Annotated in this window: 13 protein-coding genes and 1 pseudogene; 13 read left to right on the plus strand and 1 reads right to left on the minus strand. The window is 44.1% G+C overall.

What is annotated here, in order from left to right:
• The first annotated feature begins 1 nt into the window (after position 1).
• The 5 genes and pseudogenes from ftsI (at position 2) to PJ15_RS09825 (ending at position 6,757) form a co-directional block, all read left to right on the plus strand.
• Positions 2-1,835 (plus strand): annotated as a pseudogene (ftsI, locus tag PJ15_RS09805) (penicillin-binding protein PBP3).
• Positions 1,836-1,838: 3 nt separating this feature from the next.
• A complete protein-coding gene (locus PJ15_RS09810; RefSeq protein ID WP_047430304.1) occupies positions 1,839-3,338 on the plus strand; it encodes a UDP-N-acetylmuramoyl-L-alanyl-D-glutamate--2,6-diaminopimelate ligase in 1,500 nt (499 codons plus the stop codon).
• Between the two features lie 24 nt (positions 3,339-3,362).
• The gene (locus PJ15_RS09815; protein WP_047430306.1) at positions 3,363-4,760 is read left to right on the plus strand and encodes a UDP-N-acetylmuramoyl-tripeptide--D-alanyl-D-alanine ligase; all 1,398 of its coding nucleotides are present in this window, start codon (positions 3,363-3,365) and stop codon (positions 4,758-4,760) included.
• Positions 4,761-5,879 (plus strand): phospho-N-acetylmuramoyl-pentapeptide-transferase, encoded by a 1,119-nt coding sequence (mraY, locus tag PJ15_RS09820; RefSeq protein WP_047430309.1) that lies wholly within the window; start codon positions 4,761-4,763, stop codon positions 5,877-5,879. It abuts the gene before it with no gap.
• Between the two features lie 59 nt (positions 5,880-5,938).
• Positions 5,939-6,757, plus strand: coding sequence for a putative RNA methyltransferase (locus PJ15_RS09825; protein WP_047430312.1), 819 nt, complete (start codon positions 5,939-5,941; stop codon positions 6,755-6,757).
• 15 nt (positions 6,758-6,772) lie between these two features.
• On the opposite strand, the gene ponA is transcribed toward PJ15_RS09825, so the two are convergent.
• Positions 6,773-9,364 carry a penicillin-binding protein PBP1a gene (gene ponA, locus PJ15_RS09830; protein ID WP_081402765.1) on the minus strand — a complete coding sequence of 864 codons (2,592 nt, stop codon included), beginning with the start codon at positions 9,362-9,364 and terminating at the stop codon, positions 6,773-6,775.
• 163 nt (positions 9,365-9,527) lie between these two features.
• Here ponA and PJ15_RS09835 point away from each other — a divergent pair, with 163 nt between their 5' ends.
• The 8 genes from PJ15_RS09835 (at position 9,528) to PJ15_RS09870 (ending at position 17,245) form a co-directional block, all read left to right on the plus strand.
• Complete coding sequence (locus tag PJ15_RS09835) at positions 9,528-10,586, plus strand: pilus assembly protein PilM (RefSeq protein ID WP_004776062.1); 1,059 nt, start codon at positions 9,528-9,530, stop codon at positions 10,584-10,586.
• Positions 10,586-11,242, plus strand: coding sequence for a PilN domain-containing protein (locus tag PJ15_RS09840; RefSeq protein WP_004776060.1), 657 nt, complete (start codon positions 10,586-10,588; stop codon positions 11,240-11,242). The genes PJ15_RS09835 and PJ15_RS09840 overlap by 1 nt, the downstream gene beginning before the upstream one ends.
• Complete coding sequence (locus tag PJ15_RS09845) at positions 11,239-11,958, plus strand: type 4a pilus biogenesis protein PilO (protein ID WP_004776059.1); 720 nt, start codon at positions 11,239-11,241, stop codon at positions 11,956-11,958. Before PJ15_RS09840 ends, PJ15_RS09845 begins: the two co-directional genes overlap by 4 nt.
• 3 nt (positions 11,959-11,961) lie before the next feature.
• Complete coding sequence (locus tag PJ15_RS09850) at positions 11,962-12,489, plus strand: pilus assembly protein PilP (protein ID WP_004776058.1); 528 nt, start codon at positions 11,962-11,964, stop codon at positions 12,487-12,489.
• A gap of 61 nt (positions 12,490-12,550) precedes the next feature.
• Complete coding sequence (pilQ, locus tag PJ15_RS09855) at positions 12,551-14,686, plus strand: type IV pilus secretin PilQ family protein (protein WP_171248589.1); 2,136 nt, start codon at positions 12,551-12,553, stop codon at positions 14,684-14,686.
• A 10-nt stretch (positions 14,687-14,696) separates the two neighbouring features.
• Positions 14,697-15,266: a shikimate kinase AroK gene (gene aroK, locus PJ15_RS09860; RefSeq protein WP_104021896.1), complete on the plus strand. Its 570-nt coding sequence runs from the start codon at positions 14,697-14,699 to the stop codon at positions 15,264-15,266.
• A gap of 19 nt (positions 15,267-15,285) precedes the next feature.
• Positions 15,286-16,368: a 3-dehydroquinate synthase gene (gene aroB, locus PJ15_RS09865; protein ID WP_047430320.1), complete on the plus strand. Its 1,083-nt coding sequence runs from the start codon at positions 15,286-15,288 to the stop codon at positions 16,366-16,368.
• Between the two features lie 19 nt (positions 16,369-16,387).
• Positions 16,388-17,245, plus strand: a complete 858-nt coding sequence (locus PJ15_RS09870; protein WP_047430324.1) for a hypothetical protein — start codon at positions 16,388-16,390, stop codon at positions 17,243-17,245.
• The last annotated feature ends 452 nt before the right edge of the window (positions 17,246-17,697 follow it).

The raw sequence follows: 17,697 nt of genomic DNA on the forward strand, positions 1-17,697 counted from the left end.
TATGGCAGATAAGAGAAGCAAACCAATACGAAAAAAACAGCAGTCGATTTCTGAAAGACCAACACTTGCTTTGGACATGTGGCGATTTTATTTGCTTTGGGGCACGGTACTGCTTTGCTTTGTTGTGTTGGTTGCACGTGCATTCTATGTTCAAGTGGTCAATAAAGACTTTTTACAAAATAAAGCCAATGCCAATATTTTGCGTACCGAACGTCTTGAGGCGATGCGTGGGGTGATCAGTGACCGCCACGGTGTGCCTTTGGCGATTAGTACCCCGATCATGAAAATCGTGATCGACCCACGAGATTATTGGGAAACCAAACAGCAGTTTGATGAAATTACTGCTGAACTGAAAAAAGACCCGAATAACCGTAAATTAAAGCGTCAATTGCCAGATAAAAACCTGAATCTGGACGAACTGGCAGATGTTGTTGGTGTTGATCGTGCCGATTTAAAGAAACAAATGCAGGCACGCCCACGTTCACGTTATCTGGTTTTACAAAAAGAAATTCCACCACAGCAAGCTGACCTGATTATTAAACGCAACTTTCAGGGCGTTTATGCCGAAAAAAGTTATAAGCGTTACTATCCTCAACCTCAACCAAATGCACAGATTATTGGTTTGACCAATAGTGAAGGGGTGGGGATTGAAGGTCTGGAAATGCAGTTGAATAAACAGCTTTCTGGTGTCGATGGTGAGCAAAAAATCATTCGTGATAAAAAAGGTAATCGTCTTAAGGTTTCTGAAGTCATTAAAGAAGTTGAGTCTGGCGAAAATATCACGCTTAGTATCGACTCGCGTTTGCAATACATTATGTATCGCGAGCTTACGGCAGCTGGTGTTGCCAATAATGCACGTTCAGCAACAGCGATTGCGGTCGATGTTAAAACAGGTGAAATTCTGGCGATGACCAGTTGGCCATCTTATAACCCGAATGATAAAAATGGTCTCAACAATAAAGATGCAATGCGTAACCGCGGTGCGATTGATATGTTTGAGCCGGGTTCGACCATGAAACCGTTCACGGTGGCAGCGGCGCTGGAAAGTGGCAAATACACACCAAATACCATCGTCAATACTTCACCGGGTTCAATGCGTTTAGGTTGGCATACGATTCGTGATACGCATAACTATGGTGCTTTGACTGTATCTGGGGTCATTATTAAATCGTCAAACGTGGGTTCAGCCAAGATCGCATTGTCTCTGCCTAAAGATACAGTACCTTCTTTCTTTAGACGTGCAGGTTTTGGTCATCGTTCAGCCGTTAAATTCCCAGGGGAAAGTGCGGGTCTACTCTATTCAGGTAGCAAGTTAAATCCATCGCAGTTGGGAACTATGGCCTACGGTTATGGTCTGAATGCGACCATTTTACAGGTGGCACAAGGCTATGCCATGTTGGCGAATCATGGCGTACAAATGCCATTGAGCTTGCGCAAACTGGACAAAGCGCCAGAAGGAACACAAGTTCTCGAACCTAAAATTGCTGACCAAGTACTTACCATGCTTGAGCAAGTGACCATGCCGGGCGGTACTGCGAAACAGGCGGTGATTCCGGGTTATCGCGTGGGCGGTAAAACAGGGACAGCACATAAATTACGTGCAGACCGTAAAGGTTACTCGAACAGTGAATATCGTGCCTTGTTTGCCGGTGTTGCGCCAATCAGTGATCCGCGTCTGGCGATGATTGTTGTGGTCGAAAACCCGCAAGGTCGTTATTACGGTGGTCTGGTTGCTGCCCCAGTATTCGCACGGATGATGCAGGAGTCTTTGCGTCTCCTCAACGTGCCTTTAGATAAGCCACTTGATACTTCTATAAAATCCAATCCGTAGGTAGATTATGTCGATTAGTTTTCAACAGATACATCCGATCAGCATAGATGCGGCTTGGTATAGCCAACCTTTTCAGGGCTTTTCTCTGGATAGCCGTAAGGTTGATAAGGGACAAATTTTTATTGCCTTGAGTAGTTATAGCCAACCAGAAAAAACACGCCAATTTGCCCAGAATGCTTTAGATGCAGGTGCATTGGCGGTAATTAGTGAAACGGCTTTAGGCTTTGCCAATGAATGGGTTTGTCCTGATGTTCGCTATCAAATGGGCGAATGGCAAAAGCAGTATTTGCAGGCAGTTGATCCTGTGCAGCCCTTACGTGGTATTGCGGTGACGGGAACCAATGGCAAAACCACGATTTCTCGTCTGATTGCAGAGTTGATTAGCTCGCAAGGCAAAGGCTGTGCGGTCATGGGAACCACAGGCAACGGGATCTTACCTAACTTGACGCCATCAACGCACACCACTTTAGATGCGTTGCAGTTGCAACATGCGCTGCATGACTATGCCAAACAAGGCGCGAGTTTTGTTGCACTGGAAGCCAGTTCGCATGGTTTGGAACAAGGCCGTCTCAATGGCTGTGATCTTGAAATTGCGGTGTATAGCAATTTAAGCCGTGACCATCTAGATTATCACGGTACGCTAGAAGCCTATGCTGAAGCAAAAGCGTTGCTGTTCAAATTTACGACCTTAAAAGCTGTCGTCATTAATCTAGATGATGCACATGCACCGCTTATGTTGGATGCGGCAAAAGCCAATCCATCGCAACCTAAAATCCTCACCTATTCTTTGACGCAAACCTCTGCCGACTATCATATTGCTGATTTGCAATATCGTTTAAGTGGCGCGAGTTTTACGCTGATGAGCCCAACGGGTGCTTATTCGGTACAAAGCCCATTGCTTGGGCATTTTAATGTCGAAAACTTATTGGCGAGTTTGATTGCAGCTGAATATGCAGGTTTTGCGCTGGCAGATTTGGTGCAGTTTGTGCCGCAACTGAAAGGTGCGCCGGGTCGTATGCAGGTGATTCAGGATGCTGAGCGTCTATTTGTGGTGGATTATGCACACACACCGGATGCCTTGATTCAGGTACTCACCACATTGAAACGTCATGTCACTGGACAGTTATGGGCGGTATTTGGTTGTGGCGGAGATCGCGACCGTGGCAAGCGTCCACTCATGACTCAGGCCGCGCTTGAGCATGCCAATCCAGTCATGCTGACTTCGGATAATCCGAGAACTGAAAATCCTGAACAGATTTTTGCTGACATGAAGCAGGGTATTGATTTTACTGCCCATGTGATGCATGAAATCCATGACCGCCGTGAAGCAATTAAGTTTGCTGTAGCGCAAGCCCAAGCGGGAGATATCGTGGTAATTGCGGGTAAGGGGCATGAAAATTATCAGGAAATCGATGGCGTGCGTCATTGGTTTGATGACGTGGTTGAAGTGCAATCTGCAATTGCTGCCCAGCCACATTCGGTACATTCTGCTTATCCTGCGCAATAGTGTGAAAAAAGGTAAATAAAAACGATGCATACCTCAACGACCAGTACTGTTCCATTAGAACTGTGGACAGCAGAACAATTACAACTCGCCACCCAAGGGGAGTGGCATCAGCAAAATGTTCCACAGGGTGAAATTAAGCGTATTTTGACTGACTCACGTCACGCTGAGGCTGGCGATGCGTTTCTTGCTTTAAAGGGTGAGCGTTTTGATGCGCATAATTTTGTAGCACAAGTGGCTGCACAAGGTTGTCAGATTGCCATCGTAGAGCATCCTGTTGATGCTGATATTGCACAGCTCGTCGTAAAAGATACACGCTTGGCATTAGGACATCTTGGAGCCTATCGCCGTCAGCAAAACCAACAGTTGAAAGTCATTGCCTTAACGGGTAGCAGTGGTAAAACCACCACCAAAGAAATGCTGGGCAGTATTTTATCCCGTTTAGCACCGACCCTGATCACGCGTGGCAACCTGAATAATGACTTGGGTGTGCCGATGATATTGCTGGAACTGCGTCAGGAACATCAATATGCCGTGATGGAGCTGGGTGCTAGTCATCAAGGTGAAATTGATTACACCTCGAATTTGGTGCAGCCACATGTGGCAGGCATTTTGAATATTGGTACAGCGCACTTGGGTGAGTTTGGTGGCCGCGAGGGCATTTGCCGTGCTAAATCAGAAATCTATGCACATATTTTGCCGCAAGGCACCGCAATTGTTCCTGCACAAGATGATTATGCAGCTACTATTCGTGAAAATGCACAGGCACACCCGATTCTGAGTTTTGGTGAAGGCGGCGATGTCTTTGCGACCGATATTCAACTTCATCCTCAATCGGCACAATTTAATTTGCATACGCCACAAGGTGTTCGTGCAGTGAACTTGCCATTTGCAGGGGCGCATAATGTACAGAATGCTGCAGCAGCGACCGCATTTGCTTTAGCGCTTGGTATTGCGCTTGATGATATTGTGCAAGGCTTGGAGCAAGCACAAGGTGCCAAAGGTCGTCTGAACTTTATTCAGCAGCAGAATCATCTGTTTATTGATGATACCTATAATGCCAACCCGACTTCCATGCGTGCAGCAGCACAGGTGCTCTTGCAGCAGCAGGGCTTAAAAGTCATGGTGATGGGAGATATTGGTGAGCTGGGTGACAGTAGCTGGCAAGAGCATCATGATCTCGGCCGAGACTTGGCATCGTTACCATTAGAGCATCTGGTTGTCGTCGGTGAATTCGCTGAAGCAGCGCAACAAGGTTCATCTCATTCAGAAAAGTTACATGCCTTTGCAACACAGGCAGAAGCATTACCGTTTTTAATTAATTTAGTCCAAACACATCAACCCCAGTCAATGAGTTTCCTGTTTAAAGGGTCTCGTTATACCCATATGGAAACGTTGATGGCTGACTTGATGGAGAAAATTTAAATGTTGTTATGGTTATTTGAACAATTGGCGGACTATAACAGTTCGTTTCAGGTTGTTCGTTATTTAACGTTGCGCTCTTTGTTGAGCTTGCTGACTGCCTTGACGATCGGACTGGTATTAGGCCCAGTCATGATTCGTAAATTACAGGCATTAAAATATGGTCAGGCGGTGAGCTCTTTTGCGCCAGAAAACCATGCCAAAAAAATGGGTACCCCAACCATGGGCGGGATCCTCATTTTACTCTCTATCGGGATCAGTACGTTATTGTGGGCTGATTTATCCAATCCATATGTCTGGATCGTACTTGGCGTGATGGTGGTCTTCGGTGCGGTAGGTTGGGCCGATGACTGGATTAAAGTTCGTTATAAAGACAATGCTGGCTTGCCGGCACGCAAGAAGTTTTTCTGGACTTCGGTAGCGTCTCTAGGTGCAGGTATTACCTTATATGTGATTGCAAAACAGCAGGATAGCGCGGTACATACAGCGAATATGCTGGACTTGCTGATTCCTTTCTTTAAGAATCTCTCGATTCCATTATCAGCGGTTCCACTAGGCTTGGCATTTATTGTCTTTACTTATCTGGTGATTAACGGTGCATCGAATGCTGTGAATCTGACGGATGGTCTGGATGGTTTGGCGATCATGCCAATCGTAATGGTTGCAGCAGGTTTAGGTGTATTTGCTTATTTATCGGGTGATATCCGTTTCGCTGAATATTTGCATATTCCTTATGTAAAATACACCTCTGAGCTGGTAGTCATCTGTTCGGCAATGGTCGGTGCTGGTTTGGCCTTCCTCTGGTACAATGCGCATCCAGCCCAAGTCTTTATGGGCGATGTCGGTGCATTGGCACTCGGTGCGATGCTCGGTACCATTGCGGTGATGGTTCGTCAGGAAATCGTATTCGCGATTATGGGCGGTGTCTTTGTGATGGAAGCCATTTCTGTATTCTTGCAGATCGGTTCATTGCGTATGCGTAACAAGCGCGTGTTCTTGATGGCGCCTCTGCACCACCATTATGAAAAACAAGGCTGGAAAGAAACACAGGTTGTGATTCGTTTCTGGATTATCACGATTTTCCTCGTCGTGTTAGGCTTAATGACCTTAAAATTACGTTAAACCAAGATTCAAGAAAGAAGCTGGTATTGACCAGCTTTTTTTATGTTTGGAGAAAATAGATGAGTTTGTTGATGTGTCCTGTTTGTCGCCAATCATTGAATTTGGTTGAAAACTCCTGGCGTTGTGAAAAAGGGCATCACTATGATGTAGCAAAACAGGGCTATGTCAATTTACATGTGGTGCAGCATAAACATAGCAAGTCACCTGGGGACACGCCTGAGTCGGTACTGGCACGCCGTGAGTTTCTACAAGCAGGTTTTTATCAACCTTTGCAGCAGGCTGTAGTGGAAATTTTGCAACAGCTTAAGCCTGAAGCTGTGCTGGATATTGGTTGTGGTGAAGGCTATTACACCAGTGCAATGCAGGCGCATACTCAACAGTGTATCGGGGTGGATATTGCCAAAACTGCGGTGCAAAGAGCCGCCAAGCTGAATTCAAAAGTGACTTGGGTGGTGGGAACAGGAGCGACTTTGCCTGTTCAGGATCATTCAATTGACCTTTGCACCAGTCTGTTTAGTCCAATTCCCCAAGATGAAATCATGCGAGTGCTACAAGAGAATGGCTATCTGATTGTGGTCACGCCTGCGCCACGTCATTTATACGATTTGCGCGAAGCCCTGTTTGAGCAAGTGAACTTGCATGAGCCACAGAAGTTTGTGGAACAGTTGGATGCACAGTTTGAGCTAAAACAGGAACGGGTGGTTGAGAGCATCATGTCACTGGATCAGCAGGCTTTAAAAAATCTGATCGCCATGACGCCGTATGCTTATAAGGCCAATCCTGAACGACGCAAATTGCTAGAGCAGTCATCACAATTTGCAGCGACCGCCTCCTTTCAGATTTATCTGTTCCAGAAAAAAAAGAAGCCATCAATTTGATGGCTTCTTTTTTGGTTACTGAATCTGATTAATCAGATTTTCAATTCCGTCACGCTCTTTTTGAGGTGCTGGATTATTCCCCATTGCTGGTGGCTGCTTTTTGGCAGGGACAATCGGACGTTCCTCAACTGAGGTTGGTGGCGTTGTTCCCGGCAGGTCAGAAAAGTCATTCTGAGTTGAACGTGTTGGTACAGGCGGAGCTGGGCGATAAAGTGGACGAGCCAGTGGTGGTGAAGCACGATATTCTTTTTTGTCTTCACTTTGCTGGATCTGTAATTTATCGCGCGAAATTGGATCTTTTGCTTCTTTATCCAGACGTACCCATGCTGATGGCGTGTCTTTTAATGACTGACCCATAAAGTTGGTCCAGATCGGAAGCGCTGCAACACCACCGTACTCACGACGACCTAAAGTACGCGGTTGGTCAAAGCCAACCCAAGCCACAGCAACCAACTTGCCATTAAAGCCCGCGAACCATGCATCTTTTGCATCGTTGGTTGTTCCTGTTTTACCACCCAAATCATCACGGCCGATTTTCATCGCGGCACGTCCAGTACCGTGTTGGATTACATCACGTAAGATGTTGGCCATGTCATAAGCCGAGCTTGATTTCAGGATACGTTGTGCCTGACGATAGTCACCATTTGGCTTGCTTGCTTTTTGAGTATCAGTAGCAGTCATTGGTACTTCAGAGGCTGCATTTGTATCATCCAAAGTCGCATTGGTGATTTCTTTTACTTCATCTTTTTTGCTTGCATCAGCCGTTTGTTGTTTCGCATCGTTCTTTGCAGTGGCAATACAAGGAATACATGCATACTCAGGCTTTGCTTCATAAATGACTTTGCCATACGCATCTTCAATACGTGTAATAAAGTGCGGCTGGATACGGTAACCGCCATTGGCAAATGTCGCATAACCTGTTGCCATTTGAATCGGTAATACCTGTGGCGTACCTAAGGCAATGGTGTAGTTACGTGGAATCTGGTCATCTTGTAAACCAAAATCCATAAACAGTTGGCGGGTACGTTCGATCCCGACATTTTGTAATAAACGAACAGAAACCGAGTTTCGTGACAAGTAAAGAGCACGACGTAATGGAATCATACCAAGATATCGTCCATCCGCGTTTCTTGGTGACCATTTACCAATGGTAATCGGGCTATCGTTAACCATGCTATATGGCGTCATACCACGCTCTAAAGCCAGCGCATACACGAATGGTTTAATGGTCGAACCAGGTTGTCTCCAACCTTGTAAAGCACGGTTAAATTTCGATTGATAGAAGTTATAGCCACCGACAACCGCTTCAATTGCACCGTCATTTGGATTAATGGCAATGAGCTGGCCCTGTACTTTTGGTACTTGAGTCAAAGCCCATACCGTTTTGCCTTCATTTGGGCGTAAACGCACAATATCTTTGACTTTGACAATCTGTGAAGCATTCGATGGCGCGCCACCCACACTATTGGCGTTGCGATATGGACGTACCCAAGACATGCCTGACCAGTTTACTGTTACGGTTGAACCATCTTGCATTAATGCTTCAAAAGAATTGTTATTCACTTTGGTGACTTGAGCAGGGTAGGTGTTCGCATAAGCCATGAACTGTTTTAATGGTTTGTCATGTGCTTCTGGACCGCGCCAGCCATGACGACGGTCATATGCTTCCAGTCCATTTTGAATCGCTTGTTCTGCATAACGCTGACGGTTGCTATCAACGGTGGTGTAAACCTTATAACCCGAATCAATCGCCTGTTCGCCGAAATGCTCAACTAATTCGGAACGGACCATTTCTCCGACATAGGGAAAAACGTTACTCACCGAGCGATCAACCATGTTTAGATTGATCGGCTCAGCAACCGCTTGCTGGTACTGATTCTGGTTGATATAACCCAGCTGCAGCATACGTCCCAAAATCCAGTTACGACGCTCAAGCGCACGTTCTGGGTTAACCACAGGATTATATTTTGATGGTGCTTTCGGTAAACCCGCAATCATTGCCATTTGTGCGGTGGTTAGCTCATTCAGGTTTTTGTTGTAATAGATACGAGCAGCCGCAGCGATACCGTAGGCATTTTTACCCAAGAAAATTTTATTGACATACGCCGTCAAAATTTCCTGTTTTGTTAAATTCTGTTCGATTTTTCGTGCAAGAAAAACCTCAGTCAGTTTACGTCTTAGTGTTCGGTCTGGACTTAAATAATAGTTCTTCGCAACCTGCATGGTAATGGTTGAGCCCCCAGTCTGGACATCAGAACCCGTAACAGATTCAGTCAAAGCTCGCCCTAAGCCTTTAAAACTGATGCCGTTATGCTCAAAAAATGAGGAGTCTTCTGCTGCAAGGAAACCATGAATAAAGGTCGGAGGAATCTGTTCATACTTAACAGGAATTGATAATTTCCCGCCATATTCCGCAATCAACTTATTATCTGCCGTATAGACTTGCAATGGTTTTAATAAAGGCGCTTTTTTTAATGAGCTCATATCTGGCAATGATGGCGCGAGATAGAGATACATGCCATAAAATCCCATTGGAAGTGAGACTAAGATAATAATAACGATCAAAAAAAATGGGCGAACAATACCAGAACTGGATAGCTTTTTCATAATAAGTAAGTTTTAATAAGAGCGAATGGCAAACTAATTGTGGTCAGTATATCCTTTAGACATGCGGATTGTTAGATGAGTTATTGTATCCGTATCAATTAAAGACCAAAACAAAATTAGTATGTTGAATTTTTGGGGATAAAAAAATAAATAGGAAAGTACTGTGCTCAGGTTATATCGTAAACCAAATAAGGGGTTAGTGGGTGTCGATATTAGTTCGACAACTGTTAAATTATTGGAGCTCTCTGTAAAGAACGGTAGATATTGGGTTGAAAGTTATGCGGTGATGCCATTACCTGAAAATAGTGTAGTGGAAAAAAGCATTCTGAACCCAGAGGCGGTGGGTGATGCGCTTGAGAGAGTCGTCAACCTTGCGAATCCTCACACCACCAATGTTGCATTTGCAGTGCCTACTTCTATGGTCATTAACAAGATTATAGAAATGGATGCTGACATGTCGGATGAAGAACGTGAAGTTCAGATCCGTATGGACGCTGAGCAATACATTCCGTTCCCGTTAGATGAAGTGAGTCTGGATTTTGAAGTTTTACCTGACCGTTTGGCCAATGCAAACCGGGTAAACGTACTGCTCGTGGCCACGCGAACAGAAAATGTAGATACGCGTGTCGAAGTGCTTGAACTGGCTGGCCTCACCGCAAAAATCGCAGAAGTTGAAAGTTACGCAATGGAGCGTGCTTTTAGTGTCTTTGCCGATACCTTGCCAATGGGTGCCAATACTGTCGGTATTCTGGATATTGGTCACACCATGACCACACTTTCTGTGATGCAGAAAGGCAAAATTATCTATACCCGTGAGCAAGTGTTTGGTGGTCGTCAACTGACTCAAGATGTACAAAGCCGTTATGGCTTGTCTTTTGAGGAAGCGGGTCGTGCCAAAAAAGAAAGAACACTGCCAGACGATTATGATACCGAGGTGCTTGAGCCTTTCCTTGATGCAGTCGTTCAGCAAGCTGCACGTTCACTCCAGTTCTTCTTTTCATCTTCTCAGTTCAATGAGATTGATCATATTTTACTTGCTGGCGGGAATGCCAATATTCCTGGTCTGGCGAAATTATTACAACAAAAGCTCGGTTACCGAGTGACCATTGCCAATCCATTTTTACAAATGGGTTTTTCTCCCCAAATTGATATTAAAAAAATTGAAAATGATGCTTCCTCTTTGATGGTGGCATGTGGTTTGGCAATGAGGAGTTTTGATTAATGGCAAAGATTAACTTACTCCCTTGGCGTGATGAGCTAAGAGAACAAAGAAAGAAACAGTTTGTCGCTTTTTGTGTTGGGGTTGCTGCATTAGGGGTTGCATCGGTCTTTTCAGGATGGATGTATTTTGACCATAAATTGAGTGATCAGGAACAGGCCAATCAGCTGATTGTGAGTACCAATCAGAATTTGGATACACAACTGAAAGCTCTGGATGGTTTGCAAGAACGTCGTAATGCCATTATTGAGCGCATGAAGCTGATTCAGGGTTTACAAGGGCAGCGCCCAGTTACGGTACGTCTAGTGGATGAACTGGTTCGCGTCACACCACCAACCATGTACTTGACCAAGTTTACCCGTACAGGTGATAAATTCACCATCGAAGGTAAAGCAGAAAGCCCAAATACCGTGGCTGAACTGTTGCGTAATCTTGAAGCTTCGCCGTGGTATCGCAATGCCTTTATGAATTCATTCCTTGCAGTAGATGAAGATAAAAACAAAGATAAAGCAGCAAGCTCGCTGGTTCCTCGGGTTGAGGAAAATTATGGAAGTTTTATTGTCACTGTAGATTTGGGTGAGATTGGTACAACTGTTGAGGCTGCACCAACAACAGAACAGGCAGCATCAGGGACAGTAGCTGTGGGGACCGCGAAATGAACCAAGATGAATTGAATCAAGACACCGTTGCTGTCAAGAAAAAGAAAATGACGGTCGAGCAGTTCTTCCAGCAATTTAATACGCTGGACATGAACAATTACGGCAGTTGGCCTTTATCCGTCAAAATCACGTGCTGGATCTTCGTATTTTTAGCTGTGATTGCGCTGGGTTATTTTGTGGTGATTAAATCTCAGCTCGAAGCGATTGAGAATGCTCAGGCGCAGGAACAAAGCTTACTCAATGAATTTAGAGAAAAAGATTCCAAACTGCGTAACTTGCAACAATATCAAGCGCAGTTGCAAGAAATGGAAGCGAATTTTAATCAACAATTAGAACAGCTACCAAAAGAAACAGAGATTCCGAGTCTGGTTGAAGACATCAACTTGACGGGTGTCAACTCTGGCTTGAAATTTAAAAACATCCGTCTGGAAAATGAAGTCAAACAAGAGTTCTTTATTGAGCAGCCAATCAGTATCGATGCGACAGGCGATTACCATGCGTTTGGTGCTTTCGTGACAGGTATTGCAGCCTTGCCTCGTATTGTGACTTTGCATGACTTTACGGTTGAAGCAAAAGAAGATACCCAGAAAAAATCTGATATTCCTGTGGTGAATTATACTGTGAAAGCCAAGACCTACCGTTATGTAGGTGCGGATGATCAGGCCAATGCCGCTGCGGCAGCGACAAATAATCCACCTGCTGCAGGAGGAAAGTAAGCCATGAATAATTATAAATTACTACTTAGCTTGTTGCTTGGATTGGGGTTGGTTGGATGTGATTCGCGTATTGATGCAGTCAACCAGAAGATGGCTGAAATCCGAAATCAGCCGCCTTTACCGATTGAACCTGCACCTGTATTTACACCTGTACCGTTATTTAACTATTCAGCACATCAGCTGAAAAGCCCATTTATGCCAAGTTCTTTAGCTGCCGAGTTAAAGATTATGGCAGGCAAACGTGTGTATCCGAACTTTAATCGTCAGCCACAACCTCTAGAGAGCTATGCGCTGGAATCATTAAATATGAAGGGTAGTATGCGTGGCAGAAGCAGCGAGACGATTGCTTTGATTCAAACACCTGATGGGCAAATCGAGCGCGTACAAGTGGGTAGTTATTTGGGGATGAATCAGGGGCGCATCATTAAAATTAGCCCGACTCAGATAGATTTGGTGGAAATCGTACCTGATGGACGAGAAGGTTACGTAGAAAGACCTCGAACACTCGTTCTCATTGGACCAGCACCATAAGATTAAGGGAATAACAATGAAAAAACAGTTTAAAGATTCTTTATTTGGGGAAGCGAAGACCATGAATCATGCATTCCGTCAATTTTCTATGGCTGCGATTACGCTTGCAGTGATGCAGGTTGCATCAGCACAAGTCAGCATGACCAATATTGTACCCATGAATTTGGCTGAACAAGGTACAGAAATCCGCGTCATGTTTAATGGTTTGCCACCGCAACCACAAGCTTATCAGCTTGAACAGCCTGCTCGCTTGATTCTGGATTTTGATAAAGCACAACAAACCTTAAAACAAACTTCTATTCCAGTTTCAACCAATGAAGCAAGTTCTGTTGAAGTTGCGGCAGACGACCAACGTTCTCGTGTGATTGTGAATTTGAAAGATGCTGGTGCATTTACGACACGTGTGGAAGGCAATACTTTTGTATTGAAAATTAATTCAGCCAAGCCTGCGGCAATGGCGGCTCCAGTCGCTGCTGTGCGTCAGGCGCAACAAGGTATTTCCAATATTGGTTTCCAGCGTGGCAATCAAGGCGAAGGGCTGGTGGTTATTGATTTATTAGGGAATAACACACCAGTAGATGTGCAACAACAAGGCAGTAAGATTGTTGTGCGTACCATGGGGAATAAAATCCCGACGCATTTGGCCCGTCGTTTAAATACCAATGACTTCGCAACGCCTGTCGCAAGTATCGATGCCTATAACGACAAGGGAAATGGTGTCATCACCATTCAATCTGCGGGTAGCTATGAATATATGGCTTATCAGGCAGAAAATAAACTGACCATCAGTTTAAAGCGTCCTGAAGATAAATCACCGACCAAGGCCAAGACCCAAACCTATACTGGGAATAAAATTTCTTTAGACTTCCAGGATATTGAAGTACGCCGTGTATTGCAGTTACTTGCAGACTTTACGGGTATTAATATGGTTGCCGCAGATACGGTGCAAGGTAATATCACCTTACGTCTTAAAGATGTGCCGTGGGATCAGGCTTTGGATATTGTCTTGAAAACCAAGAATCTGGACAAGCGTCGTAATGGTAATGTGATCTGGATTGCACCAGTTTCAGAGCTGATTAAGGCTGAGGAAGAAGAAGCCAAAGCGCAGGCACAAAGCGTAAAACTGGCGCCTCTGCAAACTGAATATATTACGTTAAGCTATGCAAAAGCAGCGGATATTGAAAAGCTGATTACCCAAGGAAAGAACGCGAATACTAATAATGGTAATTCTTCCAATTCAATCAGCAATGACAATTTAGCGGGTGGCTTGTTAAGTCCTCGCGGAACTATTTCGATTGACCCGCGTACCAATACCTTAATCGTGAATGATACTTCTCAGAAAATTGACCAGATCCGTAAGATGGTTGATCTTTTGGACGTATCGGTTAAACAGGTCATGATTGAAGCGCGTATTGTCAGTGCCAGTACTGATTTCACCAAAGAGATGGGTGTGAAATGGGGAATCTTGTCTCAAGGGATTACTAAAAATAATGACCTGTTAGTGGGCGGTAGTGATCAGACATTATGGGATTTAAGAAAGCCTGAAAAAGATAGCGATACAGGTGGCTGGAAATATGAAATTGAACGTCCAGATAACCTGAATGTCGACTTGGGTGCAGTTACACCTGGGGCAAGCCGTATTGCTTTTGGTTTAATTAGCCTGTCAGACTTTATGCTGGATTTAGAACTTTCAGCGGTACAGGCCGATGGCTATGGCGAAGTGATTTCGACACCGAAAGTCATGACTGCCGACAAGCAAGCTGCAAAAATTGAATCGGGTAAGAAAATTCCTTATACCTCATCAACGGGTGGTGGTGCGAATGCCGTGCCTAAAACAGAGTTTATTGATGCGACCTTAAGTCTGGATGTGACACCAAGCATTACTCCTGACGGTAAAGTCATGATGAAGTTGAACATTACCAAAGACTCGCAAAGTACGCCGACACCAACAGGACAGCTCACCATTAATAAAAACCAGATTGATACCAATGTACTGGTGGATAATGGTGAAACCGTAGTGCTTGGTGGTATTTTTGAGCAGGAAAATATCAGTTCTCAAGTGAAAGTACCATTCTTGGGTGACTTACCTTATGTCGGACGCTTATTCCGCCGTGACTTGAAAACAGACAATAAACGTGAGCTACTTATTTTTATTACGCCGAGAATTGTTAATGACACTTTAACCAGAAATCATTAATATATTTTCAATAATCGCAATTCATATAGGTGGCGCGTTGCCAAGCAAAGCGTTTGAAACCCTACCAAATATTTATTTGGTAGGGCCAATGGGGGCAGGAAAAACAACAGTTGGCCGGCATTTAGCAGAATTGCTAGGCCGTGATTTTATTGATAGCGATCATGAAATCGAACGTAAAACAGGTGCCACAATTCCATGGATTTTTGAAAAAGAAGGGGAAGTTGGATTTCGGTTACGCGAAACCAATGTATTGAATGACTTAACCTCTCGTCCATTATTGGTATTGGCTACAGGCGGTGGCGCAGTCACCCAAGTGAAAAACCGAGAATTTCTTAAACAGCGTGGAATCGTTGTTTATCTTTATACTCCTGTAGAGTTACAACTACAGCGAACCTATCGCGATAAAAATCGCCCTTTATTACAAGTCGAAAATCCAGAGCAAAAACTACGTGACTTATTGGCACTGCGCGATCCTTTATATCGCGAGGTCGCACACTATGTTATTGAAACAAATCAAGGTGCCGCACGGGATTTAGCACAACGTATCTTGCACGTCATTTTATCTAAACAAGTTAAGTAATCGCTGGTTGGTTGTCATTATGCAAACGTTACATGTTGAGTTGGGTGATCGTCGTTATCCAATATTTATTGGTAGTCATTTAGATCCAAAAGAATTGCTTGAGCCTTATTTACATGGTCGACAAGTCATGCTGGTGTCTAACTCAACGGTTGCGCCTTTATATTTACAACATTATATGGATGCCTTGACCCAGCTCGATAAACAAGTCGCTCAATGCATTTTGCCAGATGGTGAGAAATATAAAGACCTTCAGCATTTGAATCTTATTTTCGATGCTTTGCTTGAAGCAGGCTTTAATCGGGATTGTACCGTACTGGCTCTGGGTGGTGGTGTCATTGGCGATATGGCAGGTTTTGCCTCAGCCTGTTTCCAGCGTGGCGTCTATTTTGTTCAGGTACCGACCACCTTGTTGTCACAGGTTGACTCAAGCGTAGGTGGCAAAACGGGTATTAACCATCCGTTGGGCAAGAATATGCTGGGTGCTTTCCAGCAGCCACAAGTGGTGCTGGCGGATATGGCTCAGCTAGAGACGTTGCCAGATCGTGAATTGTCTGCGGGCCTGTCAGAAGTGATTAAATATGCCTTATTGGGTGATGCTGATTTTCTGGTCTGGTTAGAACAGAACATGGATGCTTTGGTTGCACGTGATGCAAACTTATTGGCAGAAGCGGTGTATCGCTCATGCGCACATAAAGCGCGTATTGTTGCAAACGATGAAAAAGAGCAGGGCGAGCGTGCCTTACTCAATCTTGGGCATACTTTTGGACACGCGATTGAATCTTATCTGGGTTACGGCACATGGTTGCATGGTGAAGCTGTCGCTACGGGTATGGTAATGGCAGCAGATTTGTCGCACCGTTTAGGCTGGATTTCAGCCGAAGATGTGCAACGTACAAAAAATATCATTCAACGTGCCAATTTACCGATATCATGTCCAAAAATTCCATTAGATGAATTCTTGGCTTATATGTCTCATGATAAAAAAGTCTTAAATGGGCAGTTACGTCTGGTTTTATTGAAAACTTTAGGTCAGGCGGTGATTACCAAAGACTTTGATGTTGAGTTAATGAAACAATCTATTCTTGCAAATCAATCTGCATAATTAATTATTTGGGTAAAGCATGGCTGTGTCACGATCAATTTGGCAAAATATTCAACAATATAGCTGGCTCGTTTTCGCGTTGGCTTGTTTAATTGCTGCATTGATATTCTGGGGCGTTACGGATACTAAAGCCCTGGTCAAAGAGCAACAGCCGACTGAAACGGAAACACAGGTTCAGATTCAACCTGAAAAGGTGGCAGCGACTGCACATCTGGGTGCACTCTCGGATGAGGTGAAGCCATTAGATACCACGACACGTGTTGTTGTCTCTAATGATCATGCACCTGAATTCCGTGGAACCAAATATGTTAAGGATAATCAACGTCAGTGGACGATGGAAATTTTCCGCAGTTCAGATGAAGCAATTATTAAAAATTTCTTGTTAAATCGAGCTGATCGCAAGAAGTTTGTTTATTTCCGTCTGAGTGGTGAAGATCAGGTTGAGCAATATGTGCTTACTTATGGTGCTTTTTCAAATGCAGAAGAAGCCACCCGTCAATTTGCCCAGCTCAATCTGACACTTCCTGAGTCGATAAAGCCGAAAGCACAACAGCTGACAACATATGCTGAGTTTGTGAATGATTTGGGCTCTGATGAAATGAAATCGGCGACCAATCAGCTTTATGCAGTACAGTTAAGACCTGCAGCACTGCCTAGAGTGGATGAAACCTTGTTAATGAATCGAGCACCAGCAACGAGCAATCGGGCGGCAGATTCATCAACAACTGTTAAAACGACTGTGACTCAACGTGATGCACAAGGTAATGTCGTTAACGTTAAACAAAGCCAATCGGCCCCTCCAGCACCGACAAATGCTGAAAAAATAAAAGAAAATTCAGATTCTTCTAAACGAGAAGTAAGCGACCCATTTAATTGATGTTGCACTAAAATTGTGCAGAAGTGATTCTTTTTATAGCAACATGATTTTTTTTGGTGCGTTTTATAACTAGGGGCAAGTTCTTTGCCCCTTATAATTTAAAGTTATTTTAATTTTTTTAATGATTTAGTAAATCCTATTTTACATGGCATGTTTTTTGCATTCTTGTGGTGCTAATTTGTCTGCTCATTGCGCCTTTTGGTACTAAATGATTCATTAGTTTAGTGAAATGGAAAGTTTTTGTGCTTTACAAACTTTTTTGAGGGTGTAATAACTGAAAACACTTTAGATGGCGAAATGCACTGCGTCTTTAAAAAGAAAGGCGTATATTGCAAATCCGCCAGTAAAAATGTTTTCGCGAAGCATTGAACTTTAAATGAGTTGATCGGCAATATCGCAGAAAATGAATTGAATGTTTGTTGCTCGAAAGAGCCATGTTGAAAGAAGGGTAC

The sequence above is a fragment of the Acinetobacter sp. neg1 genome (genome assembly GCF_000788125.1).
GTDB lineage: Bacteria > Pseudomonadota > Gammaproteobacteria > Pseudomonadales > Moraxellaceae > Acinetobacter > Acinetobacter vivianii.

Coding starts and splice junctions, on each gene's coding strand:
- pilQ (WP_171248589.1), top strand. CDS start 12,551: ATGAATCATGCATTCCGTCAATTTTCTATGGCTGCGATTACGCTTGCA.
- PJ15_RS09810 (WP_047430304.1), top strand. CDS start 1,839: ATGTCGATTAGTTTTCAACAGATACATCCGATCAGCATAGATGCGGCT.
- PJ15_RS09870 (WP_047430324.1), top strand. CDS start 16,388: ATGGCTGTGTCACGATCAATTTGGCAAAATATTCAACAATATAGCTGG.
- PJ15_RS09840 (WP_004776060.1), top strand. CDS start 10,586: ATGGCAAAGATTAACTTACTCCCTTGGCGTGATGAGCTAAGAGAACAA.
- PJ15_RS09825 (WP_047430312.1), top strand. CDS start 5,939: ATGAGTTTGTTGATGTGTCCTGTTTGTCGCCAATCATTGAATTTGGTT.
- PJ15_RS09815 (WP_047430306.1), top strand. CDS start 3,363: ATGCATACCTCAACGACCAGTACTGTTCCATTAGAACTGTGGACAGCA.
- PJ15_RS09845 (WP_004776059.1), top strand. CDS start 11,239: ATGAACCAAGATGAATTGAATCAAGACACCGTTGCTGTCAAGAAAAAG.
- PJ15_RS09850 (WP_004776058.1), top strand. CDS start 11,962: ATGAATAATTATAAATTACTACTTAGCTTGTTGCTTGGATTGGGGTTG.
- mraY (WP_047430309.1), top strand. CDS start 4,761: ATGTTGTTATGGTTATTTGAACAATTGGCGGACTATAACAGTTCGTTT.
- aroB (WP_047430320.1), top strand. CDS start 15,286: ATGCAAACGTTACATGTTGAGTTGGGTGATCGTCGTTATCCAATATTT.
- ponA (WP_081402765.1), bottom strand. CDS start 9,364: ATGAAAAAGCTATCCAGTTCTGGTATTGTTCGCCCATTTTTTTTGATC.